We start from the raw sequence: 21488 nt of genomic DNA, 5'->3' as shown, positions 1-21488 counted from the left end.
GCCTCAAGCCACAGGCCCGACAATCCCCACCCATGAGCGACCTCCCCTCCCTGCGCCCCACCCTCGCCGCCGCGGCCAACGAACTGGGCCCGACCCTGAGCGACGAGCAACTGGACAAGCTGCTGGCCTACCAAGGCCTGATCCAGAAATGGAACAAGGTCTACAACCTGACCGCCGTTCGCGACCCGCAGGCCATGCTGGTGCAGCACCTGATCGACAGCCTCAGCCTGCTGCCGGCGCTGCGTCGGCACATCGCCAGTCATAACGCCGGCCTGGGCGCCCAGGCCACCGGATTCCGCCTGATGGACGTCGGCAGCGGTGGTGGCCTGCCCGGGGTGGTGGTCGCGATTTGCGAGCCAGGCATCAGCGTCAGCTGTGTCGATGCCGTGGCCAAGAAGGCCAGCTTCATCAAGCAGGTGGCCGCCGAGTTGGGGCTCGCCAATCTGCAGGGCCTGCACTCCCGCGTTGAGGAACTGCAGGTGCCGCCCTTTGATCTGATCACCTCGCGCGCCTTTGCCTCGCTGCTGGACTTCACCTCGCTGACCCGCCAGCACCTGAAGCCGGGAGCCATCTGGTTGGCGATGAAGGGCCAGCACCCCGACGAGGAAATCGCCGCCCTGCCCCAGGACCTCACCGTGTTTCACGTGGAACAACTTCAGGTGCCCGGCCTGGACGCACAGCGCTGTCTCATCTGGATCAAAACCGCCGATTAAGCTAAAGCCGGGACGGCATCCCAAGTACGATACCGTCCCGAGTACACAAGCTCTGCTGAACACACCACCAGCCCAGCGGAACTCACAGAACCGGCTCTGCCGGGCTGTCGAGTTCGCCCCCTGAGGGGGCGCGCGCAGCGCGTAGGGGGGGAGCCAAAATGTCCAAGATCTTCTGCGTTGCCAATCAAAAAGGCGGGGTCGGCAAGACCACCACCACCGTCAATCTCGCCGCCGGCCTGGCCAAGGTCGGCCAACGCGTGCTGGTGGTCGACCTGGACCCGCAGGGCAATGCCACCATGGGCTCGGGCATCGACAAGCGCGCCTTGGAGCTGAGCGTCTATGACGTGCTGCTGGAATCCGCCAGCGTCGCCGAAGCGCGCCAGCGCAATGAAAAGGTCGGCTACGACGTGCTGGGCGCCAACCGCGAGCTGGCGGGCGCCGAGGTCGAACTGGTCGAGCTGGAGCGGCGTGAACGCCGCCTGAAAGCCGCGCTGGCCAAGGTCCGCGACGAGTACGACTTCGTGCTGATCGACTGCCCGCCCTCGCTGTCGATGCTGACGCTGAACGGCCTGTGCAGCGCCCATGGCGTGGTCGTGCCCATGCAGTGCGAGTACTTCGCGCTGGAAGGCCTGTCCGACCTGGTCAATACGATCAAGCAGGTGCACGCCAATCTGAACCCCGATCTGCAGATCATCGGCCTGCTGCGTGTGATGTTCGACCCGCGCATCACGCTGCAGCAGCAGGTCAGCGAACAGCTGAAGGCGCACTTCGGCGACAAGGTGTTCGACTCGGTGATTCCGCGCAATGTGCGCCTGGCCGAGGCGCCCAGCTATGGCCTGCCGGGTGTGGTCTTCGACCCGTCGTCAAAAGGCGCGCAGTCCTTCGTCGAATTCGCCCGCGAGATGGTCAAGCGCATCGCCAGCATGGGCTGAGCAATGCACCAGGGGCTCAAACCAGCATGAGCAGCACAGCAGCCCCTGATGGCCTGGCCAGCGGCACCCTGCCGCTTGATCCTGCATTGCAAGCGCTGGCCCGCCGTGCAGAAGCGGCCGGCCTGAACGCCACCGCCCCACCCCAACTGGCCGACATCGAGGGCTGGCAGATCCGCCTCTCGCCCGGCCAGGCCAAGCGCTCGCGCTGCGTCAATGCGCTGGCCGAGGGCCGATTGCCGCTGCCCGAACTGCTGCAGCGCTGCGCCCAGAGCTTTGCCGCCGCCGGTCTGCCGCTGGTCGTGCGCCTCACCCCCTTCAGCCAGCCGGCCGATCTGGATGAGCGCCTGGCCGCCCTGGGCTGGCCCGCTTTCGATGCCGCAGACGTGATGGTGCTGGCCTCGCTGGACAGCTTCGACAGCGTGGCGATGCCCGGGGGTCAGGTCTTGCATGCGGCCGAGGCCGAGGACTACGCCGCCATCGCCGGGGCCCTGCGCGGTGCCAGCGACAGCGAGATCGCCGCCCATGCCGAGCGCCTGCGTGCCTCGCCGGTGCCCTACCAAGGCTTTCTGCTGCATCGCAACACCATCCGCGGCTGGGAGTTGCTGGCCTGCGGCCAGATCGCCCGCGAAGGCCACATCGTCGGCCTCTACGACATCAACACGCCGCCAGCCTTCCGTGGCCAGGGCCATGCCACGACGCTGTGCCGCGCCCTCTTGGCCCAGGCGCATCTTGAGGGCGCGCAAGAGGCCTATCTGCAGGTGGGCGTCAACAACGAGCCGGCGCTGCGCCTGTACCGCCGCCTGGGCTTCCAGACGGCCTACCGCTACCACTACCGCAGCCCGACGCCCGAACTGGCCTGAATCTGCCCTTTAGCAGGCGAGCGACGACAAGCGCAAATCAGTCGCGCGGCTTCCAGACCTTCAGCAGGGTGTGGCGGGTGAATCCCGGCACAAAGTCGTGCAGATGGGCGATGCAGGCGTAGCCGAGGTGCTCATAAAGGGCCGCGGCATCGTCCAGCAAGGTCTCGATCAAGGCATCGACACAGCCGCGCCTGAGCGCCTGTGCCTCCAGCTGGCGCAGCGTGGCGCCACCGAGCCCTTCACCGCGGCGCTCGGGCCGCACCCACAAATAGCTGATGTAGAGGCGCTGGAACTCGGTACGGCCCCAGCCGCCGGCGATCAGCCGCCCGTTTTCGTAGAGGCCGCAGGCGATGTCCTGAGCATCGCTGCCCTGGGCCTGCTGGCGGCCATGCAGAAGGACGCCATCGCGGATGGCATCCAGGTCTACCGGGCCCAGCTCCTGATCCCGTTTCCACTCCTGCATCAGCACTCCATGGCTGATCGCGCGAACACCGCCGATCCGGCTTTGCCGGGCGGCCGGTGTTGCCCCCTTGAGGGGCTGAGGCCGGACAAAAACGGCGAGCCGTTTGTGCCTGCCGAAGGGCCAAGCCTCTGGCTTGGCGCGGCCTGCAAGGTCGGCGTAGCGCGTAGGGGGTGGGTCAAATCAACCCCAGGCTTTCCTCAACGCCCAGGTGCACATTCATCGCCTGCACGGCGGCACCGCTGGCGCCCTTGCCGAGGTTGTCCAGACGTGCCATCACCAGGATCTGTGTCTCGCTGCCGAACACGAACAGGTCGACCCGGTTGCTGTCGTTGCAGGCCTGCACATCGAAGAAGCCCTCTTCCAGCGTGGCCGGATCGCGCAGCGGCATCACGCGGATGAAGCGCTCACCCTCGTAGTGCGCCGCCAGCGCCTCGCGCACCTGCGCCGGCGTGGTGCCGGCGCGCAGCAGCGCCAGGGGCAGCGGCACGGTCACCGCCAGGCCCTTGTAGAAGTTGCCAACGATGGGCATGAACACCGGTGCGTTTTTCAGCCCGGTGTGCGCCATCATCTCGGGCAGGTGCTTGTGGGCCAGGCCCAGCGCATAGGGCCGCGGCGACTCCAGGCGCGCGTCGCCGCCGGCCTGGTACTGGGCAATCATGCTCTTGCCGCCGCCGGAATAACCGGTGATCGAGGTGGCCGTGACCAGCGCGTCGGCGCCCAGCAGACCGGCATCGACCAGCGGCCGCAGCGCCAGGATGAAGGCGCTGGCATGGCAGCCGGGATTGGCGATGCGCTTGGACGCGCGGATCGCCTCGCGCTGACCCTTGCACAACTCGGGCAGGCCGAAGGTCCAGCCCGGCACGGTACGGTGTGCGGTGCTGGCATCGATCAGACAGGTCTTGGGATTGCTGATCATCGCCGCCGCTTCACGTGAAGCCGCGTCGGGCAGGCAGAGAAAGGCCACATCGGCCGCATTGAGCAGGCGGGCGCGTTCGGCCGCGTCCTTGCGCTTGTCGGCATCGATGCGCAGCACCTCGATATCGGGGCGCGCGGCCAGGTACTCATGAATGCGCAGCCCCGTCGTGCCTTCCTGGCCATCCACAAATACCGCGTAGCTCATCTCAACTCCAGCAAAATCCGCAAAGACTGAAAGCATAAAGCCAAAGCATGAGCCGCCCCGCCTCCACCCCTGCATCGCCCCCGGTCTATCTGCTGCCAGGTTGGCAGAACTCCGATCCTGAACACTGGCAAAGCCGCTGGGAACGCGAGCTCGGTCATTGCCGCATCGAACAATCCGACTGGGACTGGCCGCGCCGCGGCGACTGGATGGCCCGGCTTGACGAGGTCTTGCTCAACGATGCGCGGCTGCTGCAGACCCCGGCGCTGCTGGTCGCCCACAGCCTGGGCTGCCAGCTGGTGGCCAGCTGGGCCGAGCACAGCCGCCACACCGCCCGCGTGGCCGGCGCGCTGCTGGTGGCCCCGCCCGACACCGAGCGCGAGGACATGCCGCCGCAGCTGCACAACTGGCGCCCAATACGGCGCAGCCGCCTGCCCTTCCCGGCCATTGCCGTGGTCTCCAGTGACGACCCCTTTTGTGCCCCCGAACGAGCCGCCCAGATGGCCGCCGACTGGGGCGCCCAGCTGGTGTTGGCCGGGCCACGCGGCCATCTCAATACCGCGTCCGGCCTAGGCAGCTGGCCCGAGGGACAGGCCCTGCTGGCCGAATTGAGCTGATCAGCGACAATCGCGCCCCTATGGTCACGAAAAAACCCAAGGGTCTCGGCATGGGCCTCGAAGCCCTGCTCGGCCCCAAAGTCAGCGAATCTCCCGCCAGCGAACGCGATGGCGAACCCAGCACCCTGCGCCTGGGCCTGATGCAGGCCGGCAAGTACCAGCCGCGCACACGGATGGACGAAGGCTCGCTGTACGAGCTGGCCGAGAGCATCAAGGGCCAGGGCATCATGCAGCCCATCCTGGTGCGGCCAATCAAGCCCGAGGCCTCGCTGGACGGCGAGGCACGCTATGAAATCATCGCCGGCGAGCGCCGCTTCCGCGCCGCCAAGCTGGCCGGCCTGCGCGAGGTGCCGGTGCTGGTCAAGGCCGTGCCCGACGAGGCCGCGGCCGCGATGGCGCTGATCGAGAACATCCAGCGCGAAGATCTCAACCCGCTCGAGGAAGCGCAGGGCCTGAAACGCCTGACCGACGAGTTCGGCCTGACCCACGAACAGGCCGCGCAGGCAGTGGGTCGTTCGCGCAGCGCCGCCAGCAATCTGCTGCGCCTGCTCAATCTGGCCAGCCCGGTGCAGAACATGCTGATGGCCGGCGATCTGGACATGGGCCATGCGCGCGCGCTGCTGTCGCTCGATGGCGCCCATCAGATCACCTGCGCGACCGAGATCGCTGCCAAGAAGCTCAGCGTCCGCGATGCCGAGAAGCTGGTGCAGCGCCAGGGCGCCGGCCGCCAAACGCCGCTGTTGCGCGTCAAGAACGACAAGAGCCGCGATGTGCTGCGGCTGGAAGAAGAGCTGTCGGACCTGCTGACCGCCGAGGTCGAGATCCGCGTCAAGAAACGCACCAAGCGCGGTGAACAAGGCGAGCTGAGCATTCAGTTCAGTTCGCTGGACGAGCTCAATGGCTTGATCGACAAGCTGCGCGGTCCGCAATAAGACCAGCACGGTCCCATCCGTCGCCCACCAAACAAGAAGACCACCCTCGCGGTGGTCTTCTCACATCTGACAGCCAAGCTGTAAGACTAGCTCATTCGGGGGGTGTTTGGCGGCATCTGTGCCAAGTTCCACACGCTTGCACGGGGTCAGTTCTTGCCTCCTCGCACGGCCTCGCCAACAGGCGTAGCATCGCCTCAAAGCATTGCAGTTGTTGGCGGGCTAGAGGGGTGCTATTCAAGTCATCGCCCCACCCTCGATCAACGAAGCTTGGATTGCGGACTGAACTCGGAAAGCTCTGATGGCGCCTGACGCAAAGCGGACGTCGCCAGAACTTCCCAGTCGTTGCCGGAATGGCTTGCGCCCGGCAGCGCCTCTACCCTGTACAGGAGGTCAGCATGGACGTGATCAGCAACTTTGCCGCTCGCTACGAACGCACCCGCGTCGAGGAACTTTCGCTCGAAGACTATCTGGCCGAGTGCAAGCGCAACCCGCTTGCCTACGCCACCGCGGCGGAGCGGATGCTGAAGGCCATCGGCGAGCCGCAATCGGTCGACACCCGCAATGACAGCCGGCTGTCGCGCCTGTTCGCCAACAAGACGATCAAGATCTATCCCGCCTTCGCCGAGTTCTACGGCATGGAGGATGCGATCGAGCAGGTGGTCAGCTATTTCCGCCATGCCGCGCAAGGGCTGGAGGAAAAGAAGCAGATCCTCTACCTGCTGGGCCCGGTCGGCGGCGGCAAGAGCTCGATCGCCGAACGCCTCAAGCTGCTGATGGAGCAGGTGCCCTTCTACGCGTTGGCCGGCTCACCGGTCAATGAATCGCCGCTGGGCCTGTTCGATCCACTCGAAGACGGACCGCTGCTGGAGAAGGAATACGGCATCCCGCGCCGATACCTGAACCGCATCCTCAGCCCCTGGGCGGTCAAGCGGCTGGACGAGTTCGGCGGCGACATTCGCAAGTTCAAGGTCGTCAAGCGCTACCCCAGCGTGCTCAAGCAGATCGGCGTGGCCAAGACCGAGCCGGGTGACGAAAACAACCAGGACATCTCCAGCCTGGTCGGCAAGGTCGACATCCGCAAGCTCGAGACCTACGCCCAGGACGACCCCGATGCCTACAGCTACTCCGGCGGCCTCTGTCTGGCCAACCAAGGGCTGCTCGAGTTCGTCGAGATGTTCAAGGCCCCGATCAAGGTGCTGCACCCGCTGCTGACCGCCACGCAGGAAGGCAATTTCAAGGGCACCGAAGGCTTTGGCGCGATTCCGTTTGACGGCATCGTGCTGGCGCATAGCAACGAGAGTGAGTGGAAGAGCTTCCGCAACAACAAGAACAACGAGGCCTTCCTGGACCGCATCTACATCGTCAAGGTGCCCTACTGCCTGCGCGTCAGCGAGGAGGTCAAGATCTACGAGAAGCTGATCCGCGGCTCCTCGCTGGCCGAGGCCAAGTGCGCCCCCGGCACGCTGAAGATGATGAGCCAGTTCGCCGTGCTGACGCGGTTGAAGGAACCCGAGAACTCCTCGCTGTATTCCAAGATGCAGATCTACGACGGCGAGAACCTGAAGGACACCGATCCGCGCGCCAAGAGCTACCAGGAGTACCGCGACTACGCCGGCGTCGACGAAGGCATGAGTGGCATCTCCACGCGCTTCGCCTACAAGATCCTGTCCAAGGTCTTCAACTTCGATTCCAGCGAGGTGGCGGCCAACCCGGTGCACCTGATGTATGTGCTGGAGCAGCAGATCGAGCGCGAGCAGTTCCCCAAGGAGGTCGAGGAAAAGTACATCGGCTTCATCAAGGAGTCGCTGGCTCCGCGCTATGCCGAGTTCATCGGCAAGGAAATCCAGACCGCGTACCTGGAAAGTTATAGCGAGTACGGCCAGAACATCTTCGACCGCTACGTCACCTATGCCGACTACTGGATCCAGGACCAGGAATACCGCGACACCGACACCGGCGAGGTCTTCGACCGCTCGGCGCTGAATGCCGAGCTGGAGAAGATCGAGAAGCCGGCTGGCATCAGCAACCCCAAGGACTTCCGCAACGAGATCGTCAACTTCGTGCTGCGCGCCCGCGCCAACAACGCTGGCAAGAACCCGGCCTGGACGAGTTACGAGAAGCTGCGCACGGTGATCGAGAAGAAGATGTTCTCCAACACCGAGGAATTGCTGCCAGTGATCAGCTTCAACGCCAAGGCCAGCGCCGACGAGGCCAAGAAGCACGAGAACTTCGTGCAGCGCATGGTCGACAAGGGCTACACGGCCAAGCAGGTTCGCCTGCTGTGCGAGTGGTACCTGCGCGTTCGCAAGTCAAGTTGATGGCCCACCCCCTACGCGCTGCGCGCGCCCCCTCGAAGGGGGCGCGTCCGTAGGGCCGGCCAAACCGGACCCTCGGACTCCACTCGGGAAGACCAGGTGGCGCGTCGCTTCTGAAGGACAGTACATGCTGCAGCAGATCATCGACAGGCGGCTTTCGGGCAAGAACAAGTCGATTGGCAATCGTGAGCGCTTTCTGCGCCGCCACAAGGATCAGATCCGCGAGGCGGTGCGGCGGGCGGTGGATGGCCGCGGCATCCGCGATATGGAGCGCGGCGAGGATGTGCACATCCCCAAGAAGGACTTGAACGAGCCCGTCTTCGGCCATGGCGACGGCGGTGTGCGTGAGGTGGTGCGCCCCGGCAATACCGAGCACGTCAAGGGCGATCGCGTCGCCAAGCCGCCGCAGGGCGGCGGCAAGGGTGGCGGCGGCGGCCAGGCCAGCGATTCCGGCGAGGGTGAGGACGATTTCGTCTTCCACCTCAGCAAGGAAGAGTTCATGGAGGTCTTCTTCGAGGATCTGGCCCTGCCCAATCTGGCCCGCACCACGCTGGCCGAGACGCCCGAGTGGAAAAGCCACCGGGCCGGCTACACCAGCGACGGCACGCCCACCAATCTGCATGTGGTGCGCTCGATGCGCGGCGCACTGGCCCGGCGCATCGCGCTGGGCATGGACAAGCGGCGTGAGTTGCACGAGTTGGAGGAACGCCTGGCCGTGCTGCGCCGCGAGGATCAGAGCCAGCCCGACGTCAAGGCCATGCTGGCCGAGACCGAGGCGCGCATCCTGCTGCTCAAGCAGCGCATCGGCGCCATCCCCTTTCTCGACCCCATCGATCTGCGCTTCCGCAGCCGCGTCAAGGTCCCGGTGCCGACGACGCGCGCGGTGATGTTCTGCCTGATGGATGTGTCGGGCTCGATGGACGAGAGCCGCAAGGACCTGTCCAAGCGCTTTTTCATCCTGCTCTATCTGTTCCTGACCCGGCACTACGAGAAGATCGAGGTCGTCTTCATCCGCCACCACACGCAGGCGCAGGAGGTCGACGAACAGAACTTCTTCCACGCCACCGAAACGGGCGGCACCGTTGTGTCCTCAGCCCTGGTGCTGATGGAGCAGATCATCCGCGAGCGCTACTCGCCGACCGAGTGGAACATCTACGGCGCCCAGGCCAGCGATGGCGACAACTGGCACCACGACAGCGGCCGCTGCCGCGAGTTGCTGGCTGACAAGATCCTGCCGCTGTGCCGCTACTTCGCCTATGTACAGGTGGCCGAGCAGGAACAGAACCTCTGGGAGGAATACGCCAAGCTGGCCGACGAGGAGCCACGCTTCGCGATGCGCAAGGCCATCGAGGTGTCGCAGATCTATCCGGTCTTCCGCGATTTGTTCAAGAAGGAAGGAGCCAAGACATGAGCGCTCCCGAAAACCGCCGCCACATCGGCCGTGCGCCCGATCAGCAGGAGTACGGCGGCCGCCGCACGCCGGAGCCGCTGCGCCAGATGAAGCCGCTGCTAGAGCGCCCATCATCACCACTGCCCGCGCCCAGCGACTGGACCTTCGAGCTGATCGACCAGTACCACGAGGTGATTCGCGCCACCGCCGAACGCTATGGCCTGGACACCTACCCCAACCAGCTCGAGATCATCACCGCCGAGCAGATGATGGACGCCTATGCCTCAGTCGGCATGCCGGTCAATTACCGGCACTGGAGCTATGGCAAGGAATTCATCGCCACCGAGCGCAACTACAAGCGCGGCCAGATGGGGCTGGCCTACGAGATCGTCATCAACTCCGACCCCTGCATCGCCTACCTGATGGAAGAAAACACCATGGCCATGCAGGCCCTGGTGATCGCCCATGCCTGCTACGGCCACAACAGCTTCTTCAAAGGCAACTACCTGTTCCGGATGTGGACCGACGCCTCGTCCATCATCGACTACCTGGTCTATGCCAAGAACTACGTGGCTGAATGCGAGGAGCGCCATGGCCTGGAAGCGGTCGAGCATCTGCTCGATTCCTGCCATGCACTGATGAATCACGGCGTCGACCGCTACCGCCGCCCCGCCAAGCTCTCGCTGGCGGAAGAGAAGGCCCGCCACAAGGATCGCGAGCACTACGCCCAGCAGCAGATCAACGACCTCTGGCGCACCCTGCCCCGCCGCGCCGACAAGGAGGCCGAGGCCGCCGAGGCCCGCCGCTTCCCCGACGAGCCGCAGGAGAACCTGCTCTACTTCATCGAGAAGAACGCGCCGCTGTTGGAGCCCTGGCAGCGCGAGATCGTTCGCATCGTGCGCAAGATCGCCCAGTACTTCTATCCGCAGCGCCAGACCCAGGTGATGAACGAGGGCTGGGCCACCTTCTGGCACCACCGGCTGCTCAACCAGATGTATGACGACGGCTATCTGACCGACGGCATGATGATCGAGTGGCTGAAGTCGCACACCAATGTCGTCGCCCAGCAGCCTATGGCCAATCTGAACCCCTATGCGCTGGGCTTTGCGATGTACACCGACATCAAGCGCATCTGCGAAGCCCCGACCGACGAAGACCGGCGCTGGTTCCCCGAGATCGCCGGCGCCGACTGGCTGCCGACGCTGAACCATGCAATGCGTAACTTCAAGGATGAGAGCTTCATCGGCCAGTACCTGAGCCCACGGCTGATGCGCGAGTTCCGGCTCTTCTCCATCGTCGACGACGAGAAGCAGAAGGACTACCTGATCTCGGCCATCCACGACGAGGCCGGCTACCAGCATGTGCGCGAGGCCTTGTCGCGCCAGTACGATCTGTCGACCCGCGAACCCAATATCCAGGTCTGGAACGTCAATCTGCGCGGCGACCGCTCGCTGACCCTGCGCCACACCCAACACCAGGACCGCCCCTTGCACGACAGCGCACAAGAGGTACTCAAGCATGTCGCCCGGCTCTGGGGTTTTGGCGTGCACCTGGAAAGCGTCAACGCCAAAGGCGATATCACGCAGCGGTGGAATGTGCCGGCACCGGTGCATTGACTGGCGCTGATCACTGCCGTTTCCCCCATCTGGGTGTACGACAGGGGGCTCATCTACTGCCTAAGATGGCGGCTCCGTGTTTTGGGAGGAGGACCCCCATGCGTACAACCCGTTCACTGATGGCGTTGAGCAGCTGCGCTGCGCTCGTCGCTTGCGGCGGAGGGGGCGGCGGCTCCACGGCCGAGCTGCCCCCCACACCAGCACCCTTGGTTTTGCAAGCGCCCCCCTCGCAGGCTGCCAGCCTGGCGCAGAGCAGTGGTGATGCGATCGACAGCGTCAAGGCGCTCGGCAGCGCAGCCACCGATCTGGCACGGCGCAGCAACGATCCCAGCAGCGCCTTCCTGCCGTTTGGAAATCCCTGGGGCCACAGCTTTACCCGCCCCACGGGCACCAGCCCGAATGCCCACGCCCTGGCTGTCCAGGAGGTCAAGTGTGCCGACCTGCCGCCCAGCACCGGCATGCGCTGCACCGGCAGCATCACGGTCGACAGCAATGTCGACAACAACGCCAGCAGCCTGCCGGCAGGCAGCTACATCAAGATGAGCTTCAACAATCTTGTTGGCAGCGTTGGCAGCGAGGCCTTCAGCCTCAACGGCAGCATGCGGATGGACTTTCTCACCGCCGTAAGCAATCCGCAGCTGCTCAGTCCGAACACACGGCTGCAGCTCAGCTTCGACAAGCTCAGCGGTAGCGCCAATGGGGAGTCCATTGGACCGATCACGGCAATCGCCTTGTTCGAGATCGACGCGCAAGGTCAGCTGAGCATGACCTTCAATGGCAGCCAGTATTTCGGCATGCAAGGCGTCTCTGCCGCAGACAGCAGTAATTTCCGCATCAGCAGCAGCCGCGTGCGCACGGCTCACTGGGCCGACAGCAAGTCCTATGTCGACTACGGCTTCAGCAACTGGCAAGTAAGCACCGGCAAACCCCTGCTGAATTCCAGCGGTAGCTTGAGCGCTGGTGCTGACAGCGTCACCATCAGGGTGCTCAGCAGCAGCAGCAGCGTCGTGGTCTATGACGTGCTGCTTGCCAAGGGTGGCGTGAGCAAGCACTACACCGTCACCGCCAACTACAGCGGCAGCAACGTCAGCTACAGCGCCAACTGAGCCTCAGGCAAGGCCGGGCGGCCTTGCCTCAGCGCGGACCGCTGAAGATCTTCCCCGGATTCATGATGTTCAGCGGGTCCAGCGCGGCCTTCAGGCTGCGCATCATCGCCACGGCGGGCTCGCCTGCTTCCTCGATCAGAAAGGCCTGCTTGTGCAGGCCGATACCGTGCTCGCCAGTGCAGGTGCCGCCCAGGCGAATGGCGCGGGCGACCATCTGGGCGCTCAGCCGCTCGGCGGTCTCGCGTTCGGCCGGCTGCAGTGGGTCGATCAGGTAGCCGAGGTGGAAATTGCCGTCACCGACATGTCCAACGATGAAGTAGGGGATGCCGGCCTCCTCCACCTCGCACACCGATTCATTGATGCTCTGCGCCAGCCGTGAGATGGGCACGCAGGTGTCGGTGGTGACACAGCGGCAGCCAGGCCTCGTCTGCAGCGCCGACAGATAGGCATGGTGGCGCGCCGTCCAGAGCCGGCTGCGGGCCTCGGGCGTGGTCGCCCAATCGAAATCCTCACCGCCACAGTCGCGGGCAATCTCCTGCACCGTCTGCGCCTGCTCCGCCACACCGGCCGGCGAGCCGTGGAATTCCATCAGCAGCATCGGCGCCTCGCGCAGACCCAACTTGTCGTGGGCGTTGACGGCGCGGATCGCATGAGCATCCAGCAGTTCGCAGCGCGCGATCGGCACGCCCATCTGGATGATCTGTATCGTCGCCTGCACCGCCGCATCGATGCTGGGGAAGAAGCAGACCGCGGCCGACACCGCCTCGGGCAGCGGATACAGCCGCAGCGTCAGTTCAGTGATCACGCCCAGCGTGCCCTCGCTGCCAACGAAAAGCCGTGTCAGGTCGTAGCCGGCGCTGCTCTTCCTCGCCCGCGAGCCGGTGCGCACACGTTCGCCGCAGGCCGTCACCACCGCGAGCCCCAGCACGTTCTCGCGCATGGTGCCGTAACGAACCGCATTGGTACCGCTGGCCCGGGTGGCCGCCATGCCACCCAGGCTGGCATCGGCTCCCGGATCGATGGGGAAGAACAGGCCCTGGTGGCGGATCTCGTTGTTCAGCTGCTGGCGTGTGACGCCGGGCTGCACCGTTACCGTCAGGTCCTCGGCATTGATGCTGAGAATGCGATTGAGCCGCGAGACATCCAGGCTCAGCCCGCCCTGCACCGCCAGCAGATGGCCTTCCAGCGAGCTGCCCACACCATAGGGAATCACCGGCACACGATGCTCGCTGGCCAGCGCCAGCACGAAGCAGACCTCGTCCTCGCTCTCGGCAAACAGCACCGCATCGGGCGGCGGCATGTCGATCGGCGACTCATCGCGCCCATGCTGCTCGCGCACCGCCAGCGCCGTCGAGCAGCGATCACCGAAGCGCTGGCGCAGCGCCTCGAGCATGGCCTCGGGCAGGGCTCGCCGGGCTGCGAAATTCAGCGGGTCTGGCGCATTCATGGCGGGCTCCTGGTCGCGATCTGTTTGGCGTGAATGATGCCTGAAGCTGCGCCAGCGCAAATGCCGCGCGGATCGGTCGCCCCTCCCCCTTGCATCGACTGGCGCACGGTGCCAGCATAGCCATCACCAAGACGCCAAGGAGGGTGCCATGTCTGATCTCGCCACCGTGCTGCTGGTGCTGGCCCTCGCGCTGGCCGTGCTGGGTGCGCTGCGCTTCGATTTGGTCAAGCTGTTCTTCCGCGGCCTTTTCAGCCAGCCCCCGAGCGACAAAGGTGCGCCGGTCTGGCATGAACATGGCCACGGCAAGGGCGATGCCACCCTGCATGCCAAGGAACAAGCCAACCACAAGCCGCCCTTTCATCGCAGTGGCCGGCGTGGCTGAAGTCTGCTGAGGAACATCCGGGCTGCGCTGCGGGCCTTCCGTTCTGAGGCAAGATGCGGGCCTTCCCAGCACCTGCACAGAGCGCCTGATGGCCAACCGACTCTCACAAATCGCAACCCGCACCGGCGACGACGGCACGACCGGCCTCGGTGACGGCAGCCGCGTGCCCAAGGACCACCTGCGCGTGCAGGCCATGGGCGACGTCGATGAGCTGAATTCCAACCTCGGCGTGCTGCTGGCCGAACCGCTGCCCGAGGCGGTGCGCGAGTTGCTGATCACCATCCAGCACGAGCTGTTCAATCTCGGCGGCGAACTCTGCATGCCCGGCTACGAATTGCTGAAGATGGACGCCGTGCTGCGCCTGGACCAGGCGCTGGCCGACCATAACGCCGAGCTGCCACGGCTGAAGGAATTCATCCTGCCGGCCGGCACGCGCAGCGCGGCCATCGCCCATGTCTGCCGCACGGTGGCGCGGCGGGCCGAGCGCGCCGTCGTCACGCTGGCGGCACACGAGAGCATCAATGCGGCGCCGCGCCAGTACCTGAACCGCTTGTCCGACCTGCTCTTCGTGCTGGCCCGCGTGCTGAACCGCGCCAATCTTGACGGCCTGGGCGGCGACGACGTCTATTGGCACAGCGAGCGCTTGAAGCGCAATGAGAGCGACGACGACGCCTCCTGACCGGGGTACCCACCCGCCTCAGGCCTGCGCCAAGGCCTTTTCCAGCTTCTGCTGATAGGCCCGGCGCAGGGCCGCCGGCGCAAGCACCTGCACCTCGCCGGCGTGGCGCAGCAAATCCATCAACAGCTCGGTGGCGTCGACAAAGGGCACTTCGAGCTGCCAACGGCCATCGTCCAGCCATTCGCTGCGCTGGCTGGCATGCCATTCCTCGCGCGACACCCACTGGGCCGCCTCGGCGCTGAACACCAGCGTCGCCCATTGCGCCTGGCCGCCGGCAAAGATGCCATAGCCCTGGTCCAGCTCGGCCTCCAGCTGCTTCACCGCCACCGGCTTGGCCTTCTCATTGAGCAGTTCGGCCTGCTCGACCGCGTCCAGCGCAAAGCGGCGCAGACCCTCGCTCTGATGGCACCAGGCATCGAGATACCAGGTATTGCGGTAGTGCACCAGGCGTTGCGGTGAGAGCAGGCGCTCACTCAAGCTGCCAGCAGAGCCGTTGCGGGCACGCTTGCGGTAATGCAGACGCAGGCGCTGGCGCTTGACCAGGGCACTGCCCACCGTCTCGAAATGCTCGCTGGGTACGCGGCGCCGGGCGGTCGAGATCAGCTTGACGCGCCGGGTCAGCTCGCGGCTCTCGGCCTCGTCGGAGCCCAGCATGCCGCTGAGCTTGTCCATCATCGGCTGCAGATGGCGGGTCAGGATGCCGTTCTCGTCGAGGCTGGACATCAGCTGGTTCATCGTCAGCAGCGCATGCAGCTCCTTCTCGTTGAACCAGACGCCGGGCAGCTCATGGCGCTGGCCCTTCCATTGCTGGCCGAAGCGATAGCCATTGGCCATGGCGTCGTACTCGATCGGCGCATCCATGCGCTCGCGCAGGTATTGCAGATCGCGCTTCAAGGTGGCTGGCGACACCTCCAGCGTCTCCAGCAGCGTCGCAAAACTGACACATTCGCGGCTGCGAATCAGCATTTCGATCTTGTAGAAGCGCTCGGTCCGGTCCATGCCTCACCCCCGTGGTTTCACCAATGATCCAGCTGGCTCATCCCTTGAGCCACTGGCGCCAGACACTGTGCCACAAGGTCGCTGACAAATTGATGGCGGCCTCCCGACGCAATCCAGGAGCACGACCATGGCACAGATCGCAGCAACAGCAATTCAACAGCTCGCCCCCGCCCAGCTTGAACTCGGCATGGACGACAGCAGCCCGTCCACCGGGCAAGGCGCAGGCCACAGCGCGCTCGGCTTCGAACTGGGCTGGGATCATGCCCACCATGGCCTGACGCCCCCGGTCGAGCATCTGTTCAGCACCTCGCCGCTGCGCCAGGGCTGGCAGGCGGGCCAGGCCACCTTTGGTCGCCGCACCTTGAAAGCGCACCGCCACACCCAGCTGTGGCTGCAACTGCGCACCCATGCCTGGGCCCGCGGCCGCAGCTTTGAAACCACCTTGCTGACGCCCAACTACCTGCAGCAGCTCGACACCGAGCACTGCCCGATCACCCGTGTGGCGCTGAGCCAGGACCGTCAGAACCCCAACGCCTATTCGATCGATAGGGTGCGCAATGACGCCGGCTATGCCGCCGGCAACCTAGCCGTGATGAGCCAGCAGGCCAATGCCGTCAAGGCCGGCCACGGCTGGGCCGCTGCCAGCGAGATCGCGCGCAGCGTCGAGCAAGGGCCGTTCCGCCAGATCGGTGGCCTGGGGGCCGCGCCCTGGCAGCGCATTGCCGTGCTGTGCAGCTTTGTCACCGAGCTGCCTCATGAGGAAGCGGCCACGATTCCGCTGCATGTGCTGCCGCCCAACCGCCTGCGCCTGTTCAACCCCATCCAGGCCTTGCAGGCACTGGTGACGCGTCAGCTGGCCACGCCGGGCTGGAGCGCCCGCCTGGCTCGCCTGGAAGCGCTGCTGCCCAGCGATGCACTGCGCGCCGATTTCAACCGCTTCGTGCTGGCGCTGGCGCCGCGGGTGCTGCAGGCCCAGCAACTGATCAAGATGCATGAAATCCGCTGGGCGCTGGAAGACGCCTGGGGCCACGAGCTGGTGCAAAAGCGCTGGGCCAAGTTCGCCTTGCAACTGACGGCCGCTCAGGCCGAAGCGCTGGTGCAGCGCGCCGCCGCCAAGCGGCTCAGCCCGGTCCATGTGCAGCAACATGGCCAGCAACTGGCCACCGAAGGCTGGGCGCTGGAACGCGGCGGCTATCGGGCTGCCGCGTGAGACCCGCTGAAGTTCAGCCGGGCAGCCCCTCGCAAAGCCGCTCCAGCTCACCACTCTGGTGCTGCAAGGCCACGAAATAGCCCTGGGCGGAGAACCACTGCGCCCAATCCATCGCGAGTTGTCGCTGCGGCAGCCAGGGGCCGGTCTTGTCCAGTTGCACCCGGTTATTGCGTCGTTCGTAGAACACGACGCGCCACATGCTCTTGGAAATTGACTGATCGAAACTGCCCATGACGGGGCGGGAATCTAACAGATTCGTGGCTGCCCTCGCGGCGAAAAAAGCTCAGAAACGCGCCAGGAACTCGTCCAGCGACTCGGCGCGCAATCGGCCGTAGCGCTGCTCGCCCCAACGGGCGAGATGCGCACGCAAGGCCTGACCCTCGGTCAGCAGCACATCGGCCGAGGCGGCCACGGCAAGCTCCAGCGCCGCCGCTTCCTCACGCGGCAAACGGCTACCCAAGGCAGGCGTCGCTGCCGTGCAGGCCTCGGCATAGGGCAAGAAATCAGCCAGCAACTCATGCTGCTGACCCGGCCTTAAGCGCAGGCCCGGAAACGCAAGCGCCCGCATCAGGGTCTGGGCCAGATCGGCGCTGATCAAGGGCCGGCAGCGCCCCTGTTGCCAACTCTGGCGCAGGGCGCGGCTGCGCTCATCGCTGAGCAGGAGCGCGCGCAGCAGCAAGGCATGGTCAATCACCAGGCGCGGCACCGCCGCCCGGCTGGCCGAACGAGAGGGACGCCGGCTCATGCGCGACGAGCCGCGGGCTTGGCTGCGCCGCGGGCGCGCTTGGCCGCCAGCTTCGGCACGACCGCAGCACTCGCTTTCACTGTCTTGGCAGGCACTTTCGCGGCCGGCTTGGCCGCTGTTTTGCGCCCCGTCTTGAGCGCGGTGGCTGGACGGGCCGGCTTTTTCGCACTCGATGGTTTTGCCGTGCCCGCGGTGCGGCGAGCGCTACCGTTTGTTACGGTCTCAATGGTTTTGCCGTCGATGGCGGACTTAGCAGCGACCCGCGCCCGAGCACCACTCAATGGTTTTGCCGGCTTTTTTGGCGCCGCGGCGGCCGGCGTTTTTTTGCCACTCGATGATTTCTTGGCCGCCGTGCCGGCCTTGGCCCAGCTCAATGCTTTTTCGAGCGTTTTTTCGTCGATGGCCAGCTCTGCCAATTTGGCCCTGACCGCGTCGCCGCGCTGGATGCGTACCGGCGTCAGCACGATTTGCCCGGCCCTAGTTTGCACGTCGAAGTACTGCACCGGACCCAGACTCTCTGTCACGCTTTTTGGCAGGGTCAACTGATTCTTGGACGTTATCTTGGCGAGCACTTGGAGGAAGTTCGGAAAGTAAGGGGACATTACTTTACCCTCTCCTTGCAGTGATTTTTCTGCTGCGCGGGCAAGAATTCAGGCCCCTGGATGCCAAAGCTAAGATGCGCGCCAGCCATGATGAACACGAAGCAATCTCTATTTGCCACCTGCCTGATCGCATGGCTTGGCATCGCGCAGGGCCACCCCATATCGGGCGCGGAAGCCAGCACAGCAGCAGCGACTCAACATTTGCCTAACAAGCTAAAGGCACGCCTTGATGAACTGCTGTCTCTTTATCGCGATGAGCAGTTGCTGGCGCAGGTCAGCCCGCAGGATCCGCGTCATGCCCAGGCCCAAGCCGCCCTCTACCGGATCAGAAAAGACCAGCAGGCGCAGACACAAAAATTGGTCGCGTCGCTGACGGCGGCGGCCCATGCCGGACAGATAGAGCCTTTGCAGGAATTGATGGCTGTCGCCGGCGCCGTGAGCAGGACGGAGCTGCCCGCGCTGCGGCCGCTGCTCTCCGAGCTGCGCTTGCAGACGGCCTGGCACGGCAGCTTGCACGAGCAGCTGCTGGTGCTGTTCCAGCAGCTGCGAGTTGCAGCGGATGGCGACGAGCGGCAGCGCTGGCTACAGGGCTTGGAACAGCAACAGGATATCGAGCAGCGGCTGTCACGCCATCTCGGCAACACGCCGTTGAGCATCGAGGATCTGCATCTGGCACGCGCAGCCCGCGAGCGTGAATGGCACGGCCTGGAACTGCCCGCGCGCACGGTGCTGCTGAGCTTTGACGATGGCCCGCATCCGGTGCACACGCCGGCCATCCTGAAGACGCTGGGCGAGCATGGGCTGAAGGCCATGTTCTTCCAGGTCGGCCGCAATCTGGGCGAGCGAGAAAACGGCCAGGCCATCGTCAAGCACAACCAGGAGATCGTTGCTCAGGTCATTGCCGGCGGGCATGCCATCGGCAATCACAGCTACAGCCATCCGCAGATGTCCAAGCTGGGCGAGGCCGCGATCGACGAAGAGATCGATCTGACCCAGCAGCTGCTCGACCAGCTGGTGCCCGCCGGCCCGGCGCGCACCGGCATGTTCCGCGCCCCTTATGGCGCCTTGAACGAACAGGTGCTGGCCGAGCTGGAGCAGCGCCACCTGCGCCTGGTGCTGTGGAATATCGATTCGATGGATTGGGCCGATCCCTCACCGGCATCCATCGTCCAGCGGGTGCTCGAGGAGCTGGACCATGCCGGCCGCGGCATCGTGCTGATGCACGACATCCACCAGCGCAGCGCCGAGGCCCTGCCGCTGCTGATCAAGCAGCTGAGGGCACGCGGCTACCGCTTTGCCCATTGGGATGGCCAGGCCCTGGTAGTGACCGAAGCAGAGGCTTCAGGGGGCACGGCAACGCATGCCGAGCAAAAGCCTTGAAGCAAGAGCCCTGAACGACAAAGCCCGGCAGTGCCGGGCTTTTCATTTGCAGGCTGAGAAGCGTCTCAGACCAGCGAGCGATGCAGGCGCAGTTCTTCCAAACGCACGCCGTTGACCTCGGTGGTCTTGGTCGTGTTGAGCTCGCGCTTGAAGCCGGCCAGCTCGAAGAAGCGCAGGGCGCGCTCGTTGCGCAGATAGGTCCACAGCGTGACCTTGGTGCAACCCTCTTCCTGCAGGCCATCGCGGGCCGCATCCCACAGGGCCAGGCCAACGCCCTTGTCCCAGTGCTGGGGTGCCACATACATGGCCCAGATCTCGCCGGTGCTCGAGGGCGTGCCCTTGTCGCGCGAACGGTCGAAGCCAACGAAGCCCATCATCTCGTTGTCGATATGAGCGACGACCACCTGCGGCTCGCACAGATCGATGGCCTCGCGCCAGAAGGCCTGACGCTTCTGCACCGACAGCGCGTCGAGTGCGGAATCGGGCAACAAACCCTTGTAGGCGTCCTGCCAGGCTGCAACATGAATCTCGGCAATGGCTTTGGCATCACGCAAGGTGGCCGGACGAACCTGAATACTCGGCATACGAAGAAACCAGTGAGATTAGCGAAAACGAAGGGCAGGATTTTCCCTGCCAAAAGACCGAATCTCAGCGCTTGACAAGGCGATTTTTTCGGCCCTCAGAACTGCGCAAGCCGCAGCTGCTGAGCCTGCCTAGCCTGCTTCACGTGCTCGCTCACCGCCCGTTTGAGCTGCGTCTTGGCCGTCCGCTGCAGGCGCGCCAGCAGCGCGTGTGAGGCCGGCAGCCCAAGCAGTTCAGCCCGATAGCGATCAAGCAGATCGGCTTGCATGCGCAGCAGCAGATGGGCCGTTGTCTTGGCATCGGCCAGCGCGCGGTGAGCCCGGCCCATATCGGGCAGCTGGTGGTGGCGCGCCAAGGCGCCCAGCTTGCAGCTCGGCGCTTCGGGGTACAGCCGCCGGGCCAGCAGCACGGTGCAGGCGAACTCATGGGCCGGGTCGGGCATGCAGCCGGCCTGCGCCAACTCGTACTGCCAGAAGCCACGATCGAAGCTGGCGTTGTGAGCGATCAGTGGGCAGCCCCGGGTAAAGGCGTCGACCTCGGCCATCACCACCGCTGCGGGGGGCGCCTTGGCCAGCATCGCATTGCTGATGCCGGTCAGCTGTTCGATGAAGGGGGGCACCCAGACGCCAGCATTCATCAGGCTTTGGTACTCGCCAACGATCTCGCCCTCGCGCACCAGCACCGCCGCAATCTCGGTGGCCCGGCCACCCGAGGCCGGGCTCATGCCGCTGGTCTCGAAGTCGATGACCGCAATCGTCTCCGCCTGAGCCATCAGCGTGAAACCGGCGGGTACTTCTGCGCGTTCATGCCCAGCTTGCGTTCGACGGCCGCCTCGATATCGACGCCTCCGTGGTCGGCAATCTGCAGCAGGTAGAGCAGCACATCGGCAATTTCCTCACCGAGATGGGTGCGTGTGGCCTCGTCAAGCGCTTGCGACTCCTCGGCCGTTTTCCACTGAAAGATTTCGACCAGTTCGGCCGCCTCAACCACCATGGCCATGGCCAGGTTCTTGGGTGTTTGATAGGGCTCCCACTGACGCTGCGCAGCAAAGTCGCGCAGCCGGGTCTGCAACTCGGCAATGTTCATGGGCCGCGAGTGTGCATGGGCGGCGGCCTGAAGCCAAGCGGCTCAGGCGTGGCCCAGGGCAGACACGCCACAGCGCCGAATTTTTGCGGCTCCGGTTTTCAACAACAGTATTTCAATCTTTCTGATTGGTAGTCTTAGTAGAGCCGCCCCGGTTCTGTGGACAAGGCTGAAATCTCTTTTCCGATCAAGCACTTGCCTGCTCAAAAAGGCTGTGGGTCGAAGGCTCTTTTGCAGGCGCGTGAACAGACAACAAGTCGGCCGCTGGCGCGAGCGCTGTGGACAAGCCGCCTGCTGCGCAAGACTTGTCCACAGCCT

23 protein-coding genes are annotated in these 21488 nt (G+C 65.0%); 13 read left to right on the top strand and 10 right to left on the bottom strand.

Going from position 1 to position 21488, the window contains the following annotated elements; genetic code table 11:
* Positions 1-32: 32 nt before the first annotated feature.
* The 3 genes from rsmG (at position 33) to RQP53_RS20180 (ending at position 2505) form a co-directional block, all read left to right on the top strand.
* Complete coding sequence (gene rsmG / locus RQP53_RS20190; protein ID WP_315652494.1) at positions 33-713, top strand: 16S rRNA (guanine(527)-N(7))-methyltransferase RsmG; 681 nt, start codon at positions 33-35, stop codon at positions 711-713.
* Positions 714-871: 158 nt separating this feature from the next.
* Positions 872-1645: a ParA family protein gene (locus tag RQP53_RS20185; RefSeq protein WP_315652493.1), complete on the top strand. Its 774-nt coding sequence runs from the start codon at positions 872-874 to the stop codon at positions 1643-1645.
* 26 nt (positions 1646-1671) lie between these two features.
* Positions 1672-2505: a GNAT family N-acetyltransferase gene (locus RQP53_RS20180; protein WP_315652492.1), complete on the top strand. Its 834-nt coding sequence runs from the start codon at positions 1672-1674 to the stop codon at positions 2503-2505.
* Positions 2506-2542: 37 nt separating this feature from the next.
* Here the strand turns inward: RQP53_RS20180 and RQP53_RS20175 are convergent, their stop codons facing one another.
* A complete protein-coding gene (locus tag RQP53_RS20175; protein ID WP_315652491.1) occupies positions 2543-2968 on the bottom strand; it encodes a GNAT family N-acetyltransferase in 426 nt (141 codons plus the stop codon).
* A 175-nt stretch (positions 2969-3143) separates the two neighbouring features.
* Positions 3144-4088, bottom strand: a complete 945-nt coding sequence (gene argC / locus RQP53_RS20170; RefSeq protein ID WP_315652490.1) for an N-acetyl-gamma-glutamyl-phosphate reductase — start codon at positions 4086-4088, stop codon at positions 3144-3146.
* A gap of 47 nt (positions 4089-4135) precedes the next feature.
* Here argC and RQP53_RS20165 point away from each other — a divergent pair, with 47 nt between their 5' ends.
* The 6 genes from RQP53_RS20165 (at position 4136) to RQP53_RS20140 (ending at position 12061) form a co-directional block, all read left to right on the top strand.
* Positions 4136-4702, top strand: coding sequence for an RBBP9/YdeN family alpha/beta hydrolase (locus RQP53_RS20165; RefSeq protein ID WP_315652489.1), 567 nt, complete (start codon positions 4136-4138; stop codon positions 4700-4702).
* A 20-nt stretch (positions 4703-4722) separates the two neighbouring features.
* Positions 4723-5634 carry a ParB/RepB/Spo0J family partition protein gene (locus RQP53_RS20160; protein WP_315652488.1) on the top strand — a complete coding sequence of 304 codons (912 nt, stop codon included), beginning with the start codon at positions 4723-4725 and terminating at the stop codon, positions 5632-5634.
* Positions 5635-6029: 395 nt separating this feature from the next.
* Positions 6030-7952, top strand: a complete 1923-nt coding sequence (locus tag RQP53_RS20155; protein WP_315652487.1) for a PrkA family serine protein kinase — start codon at positions 6030-6032, stop codon at positions 7950-7952.
* 124 nt (positions 7953-8076) lie between these two features.
* Complete coding sequence (locus RQP53_RS20150) at positions 8077-9360, top strand: YeaH/YhbH family protein (protein ID WP_315652486.1); 1284 nt, start codon at positions 8077-8079, stop codon at positions 9358-9360.
* Positions 9357-10955 (top strand): SpoVR family protein, encoded by a 1599-nt coding sequence (locus tag RQP53_RS20145; protein WP_434064131.1) that lies wholly within the window; start codon positions 9357-9359, stop codon positions 10953-10955. Before RQP53_RS20150 ends, RQP53_RS20145 begins: the two co-directional genes overlap by 4 nt.
* Before the next feature lie 98 nt (positions 10956-11053).
* Entirely contained in the window at positions 11054-12061 is a 1008-nt protein-coding gene (locus RQP53_RS20140; RefSeq protein WP_315652485.1) for a hypothetical protein, read from the top strand.
* Between the two features lie 28 nt (positions 12062-12089).
* On the opposite strand, the gene RQP53_RS20135 is transcribed toward RQP53_RS20140, so the two are convergent.
* Positions 12090-13508: an FAD-binding oxidoreductase gene (locus tag RQP53_RS20135; protein ID WP_315652484.1), complete on the bottom strand. Its 1419-nt coding sequence runs from the start codon at positions 13506-13508 to the stop codon at positions 12090-12092.
* A gap of 148 nt (positions 13509-13656) precedes the next feature.
* On the opposite strand from RQP53_RS20135, the gene RQP53_RS20130 reads away from it, so the two are divergent.
* Together RQP53_RS20130 and RQP53_RS20125 are read left to right on the top strand one after the other, a co-directional pair.
* Complete coding sequence (locus tag RQP53_RS20130; protein ID WP_315652483.1) at positions 13657-13890, top strand: hypothetical protein; 234 nt, start codon at positions 13657-13659, stop codon at positions 13888-13890.
* Between the two features lie 88 nt (positions 13891-13978).
* A complete protein-coding gene (locus RQP53_RS20125; RefSeq protein WP_315652482.1) occupies positions 13979-14569 on the top strand; it encodes a cob(I)yrinic acid a,c-diamide adenosyltransferase in 591 nt (196 codons plus the stop codon).
* A gap of 18 nt (positions 14570-14587) precedes the next feature.
* Here the strand turns inward: RQP53_RS20125 and RQP53_RS20120 are convergent, their stop codons facing one another.
* Complete coding sequence (locus tag RQP53_RS20120; protein ID WP_315652481.1) at positions 14588-15568, bottom strand: helix-turn-helix transcriptional regulator; 981 nt, start codon at positions 15566-15568, stop codon at positions 14588-14590.
* A 127-nt stretch (positions 15569-15695) separates the two neighbouring features.
* Between RQP53_RS20120 and RQP53_RS20115 the strand changes: the two genes are divergently transcribed.
* Positions 15696-16778 carry a hypothetical protein gene (locus RQP53_RS20115; RefSeq protein ID WP_315652480.1) on the top strand — a complete coding sequence of 361 codons (1083 nt, stop codon included), beginning with the start codon at positions 15696-15698 and terminating at the stop codon, positions 16776-16778.
* Positions 16779-16791: 13 nt separating this feature from the next.
* Here RQP53_RS20115 and RQP53_RS20110 read toward each other — a convergent pair whose 3' ends face one another.
* The 3 genes from RQP53_RS20110 to RQP53_RS20100 all read right to left on the bottom strand — a co-directional run bounded on the left by RQP53_RS20110 (position 16792) and on the right by RQP53_RS20100 (position 18125).
* The gene (locus RQP53_RS20110; protein WP_315652479.1) at positions 16792-16977 is read right to left on the bottom strand and encodes a hypothetical protein; all 186 of its coding nucleotides are present in this window, start codon (positions 16975-16977) and stop codon (positions 16792-16794) included.
* Between the two features lie 84 nt (positions 16978-17061).
* Positions 17062-17523, bottom strand: a complete 462-nt coding sequence (locus RQP53_RS20105) for a PIN domain-containing protein (RefSeq protein ID WP_315652478.1) — start codon at positions 17521-17523, stop codon at positions 17062-17064.
* Positions 17520-18125, bottom strand: coding sequence for an AbrB/MazE/SpoVT family DNA-binding domain-containing protein (locus tag RQP53_RS20100; RefSeq protein ID WP_315652477.1), 606 nt, complete (start codon positions 18123-18125; stop codon positions 17520-17522). Before RQP53_RS20100 ends, RQP53_RS20105 begins: the two co-directional genes overlap by 4 nt.
* 201 nt (positions 18126-18326) lie before the next feature.
* Between RQP53_RS20100 and RQP53_RS20095 the strand changes: the two genes are divergently transcribed.
* On the top strand, positions 18327-19505 hold the full coding sequence (locus RQP53_RS20095; RefSeq protein WP_315652476.1) for a polysaccharide deacetylase family protein: 1179 nt from the start codon (positions 18327-18329) through the stop codon (positions 19503-19505).
* Positions 19506-19570: 65 nt separating this feature from the next.
* On the opposite strand, the gene RQP53_RS20090 is transcribed toward RQP53_RS20095, so the two are convergent.
* The 3 genes from RQP53_RS20090 to RQP53_RS20080 all read right to left on the bottom strand — a co-directional run bounded on the left by RQP53_RS20090 (position 19571) and on the right by RQP53_RS20080 (position 21173).
* Positions 19571-20089: a GNAT family N-acetyltransferase gene (locus tag RQP53_RS20090; RefSeq protein ID WP_315652475.1), complete on the bottom strand. Its 519-nt coding sequence runs from the start codon at positions 20087-20089 to the stop codon at positions 19571-19573.
* A gap of 95 nt (positions 20090-20184) precedes the next feature.
* Positions 20185-20859 (bottom strand): 3'-5' exonuclease, encoded by a 675-nt coding sequence (locus RQP53_RS20085; RefSeq protein WP_315652474.1) that lies wholly within the window; start codon positions 20857-20859, stop codon positions 20185-20187.
* The gene (locus RQP53_RS20080; RefSeq protein ID WP_315652473.1) at positions 20859-21173 is read right to left on the bottom strand and encodes a nucleotide pyrophosphohydrolase; all 315 of its coding nucleotides are present in this window, start codon (positions 21171-21173) and stop codon (positions 20859-20861) included. Before RQP53_RS20080 ends, RQP53_RS20085 begins: the two co-directional genes overlap by 1 nt.
* Positions 21174-21488 lie beyond the last annotated feature (315 nt).

This window comes from Roseateles aquae (assembly GCF_032337115.1).
Taxonomy (GTDB): Bacteria; Pseudomonadota; Gammaproteobacteria; order Burkholderiales; family Burkholderiaceae_C; genus Roseateles_C; species Roseateles_C aquae.
Note: the sequence above shows the minus strand (reverse complement) of the source record. Positions and strands in the feature narration are given on the sequence as shown.